The sequence below is a fragment of the Pseudoflavonifractor sp. 524-17 genome (genome assembly GCF_009935845.1).
GTDB lineage: Bacteria > Bacillota > Clostridia > Oscillospirales > Oscillospiraceae > Pseudoflavonifractor_A.
Map to the genome: position 1 here is coordinate 1 of NZ_QWEK01000115.1, position 1872 is coordinate 1872.

At 59.0% G+C, this 1872-nt stretch carries 1 protein-coding gene; it reads right to left on the reverse strand.

Going from position 1 to position 1872, the window contains the following annotated elements:
- Positions 1-585: 585 nt before the first annotated feature.
- The gene (locus D1159_RS18765) at positions 586-1386 is read right to left on the reverse strand and encodes a hypothetical protein (RefSeq protein ID WP_161847107.1); all 801 of its coding nucleotides are present in this window, start codon (positions 1384-1386) and stop codon (positions 586-588) included.
- Between the last annotated feature and the right edge of the window lie 486 nt (positions 1387-1872).

Sequence of the window (1872 nt, forward strand, 5' to 3'; positions counted from 1 at the left end):
CTACTTTATTTCGTGTCCGATGAATTCACAGGCCGCCCGTCCACGCTTTGGGGGAGGCCAGAGGGGGGAGCATCCCCCCTCTGGCCCTTTGGGTCCAGGGCCCTTTCCCGAAAGGGCCCTGGTGCCCCCGCGCAGGGCCGCCCCCCGGAAGGGAACAATTTCTGTCAAAAGTTGCCCATTTCCGTCCCCAATCGGGGCAGTTTCCACCAATCCCAGAAGGAGGAATGCAAAGTGGCAGCTTACACACCGGACTACCAGCTCCACCAGCGGGCGGGCAGCGGCAAATTCCTGCGCACGGATTTTAACCAGGACTTCAAGCGCATTGACACCGCACTGGGGCAAAAGGCGGACAAAACCCAGACCGCCGTTCTCCAGGCCCAAGTGAACGCCAAGGCGGACGAGGCCTCTGTGGACAGCCGCTTTTCCGCGGTGGACAGCCGCCTCACCACCCTGAACAGCGCCCTGACCACCCAGCAGAACCGCACCTGCTTTAAAGCCGGCACCTACGTAGGCAACGGCGCGGCCAGCCAGTTCATCAGCTTGGGATTCAAGCCTACCGCCGTGGTCGTGGAGTGCGTCAACGGGTCACGGGCGTCCACCGGCGGCAGCGACGTCTACGGGGGCAATTACGTCGATAGCAAGGTAGTGGCCCTTGTTTTCTTCGGGCTTAGCCGTGTTAAAGCGGTTCATGTTGCCAATGTAGCCCACAGTGCCAGTTACGGTAATGGTCTTGCCCGCAAAGACTACGTTTACGTCATTCATAGCGCCTGTGAGAGCATCCTCGGCCTTATCCTCGCCCATGGCACTCCAGAGAGCTCCAAGAGCCTCGCTCTTAACCACCTTGAGTTCGGGCTCCTCAGGCTTAACGTCGCCGCCCGCAATAACCATCTTGCCTTCGCTAACAGTGAAGGCCTTGCCGGCAACGGCTACCGTCTTGCCCTCTGCGTTCTTACCTTCGCCGAGCACCAGAGTCCCGGTGGTCAGGTCGCCCGTCACCTTCAGGGTATTGGCGCTGTTGATCTTGGTCTCGTCCACGCCGCTGATGCTCTTGGCCTCAAGATGGCCGTCCACAGTGATGGTCACAGTGTTTTTGCCGTCAGCAACGGCGGTCACGTTGCCAAGGGTCACGGTGTAGCCTTCGGGAACGGCAATAGCCTCTTCAGTCTTGACAGTGCCCTCAATCTTGAGCTCCGCTGTGCCACTGTCCAGCTCCTCCAGGGTAATCGTGCCCTCAAAGTCCTTCTGGATAGTAACCTTGCCGCCGTCCATGGTCAGGCCGCCGGTGATGGATTCCGCGGTGACGGTGCCGCCGTTGGCGGTCACGCTGCCGGTGACAGCGCCGACAGTGGCAGTACCTTTGTCCTCAACAACGAGGTCGGCCTTCACAGCGCCCTCAACAGCCAGGTTGGCCGCGTCCTCGCCTCCGACAGTAACAGCGGCATCCTTAGCGTCCGCAGCGGGGGCGGTGTAGTTGTTGCTGACCTTGATGATGCCTTCATTGGTGGTGTCAGCCTTGGGGGCGTAGTCGCCGCCGACAGTAATGGTGCCCTTGTTGGTGGCTTCAGCATCGGGAGTATAGGGCCTGTTTGAAAAATAGGGAAGGATGAGCTAAATCAACAAAATAGCGATAGCGTGCAGCTTTGTATTTAGCCCACCTCTGGTTCGCCCAACTGCCTTATCTGCCGTTTTCTCCCCCTCCATTGGCACTTTCGTGAACCTTGATACAGGTAGAGTCCAAGCTCAGGTTTTCCATATCCGCATCTGCGGACAATGCGCGAAATATGGTTTCCAATGTACCATCATCCCGGCGGCGTTGGGGGACAGGTAGTCCAGGCCCTTGACATAGATGACCACCGTCTGGCCCAGCAGATC